The sequence below is a fragment of the Moraxella oculi genome, from assembly GCF_023336735.1.
Taxonomy (GTDB): domain Bacteria; phylum Pseudomonadota; class Gammaproteobacteria; order Pseudomonadales; family Moraxellaceae; genus Moraxella; species Moraxella oculi.
In genome coordinates, this window is the sequence record NZ_JAMBAQ010000080.1 from 1 (window position 1) to 223 (window position 223).

The window sequence follows — 223 nt, forward strand, 5'->3', positions numbered from 1 at the left end:
CTCGCCAATGTTGGGTGCAACTTCGCCATGCCAAAGTGATTCAAGGCTTGATGGGAAAATGGATAATGTAGATAAAGCAAAATTCAAACGCATCAGGTATTTGCCAAACATCTGCCAAATATCGCTCGCCAATGTTGGGTGCAACTTCGCCATGCCAAAGTGATTCAAGGCTTGATGGGAAAATGGATAATGTAGATAAAGCAAAATTCAAACGCATCAGGTA

Annotated in this window: 1 protein-coding gene; it reads right to left on the reverse strand. The window is 42.2% G+C overall.

What is annotated here, in order from left to right:
* Positions 1-40: 40 nt before the first annotated feature.
* Positions 41-223, reverse strand: a 183-nt coding sequence (locus M2R47_RS09440; protein ID WP_249102561.1) for a hypothetical protein, incomplete at its 5' end; no start/stop codon positions are given.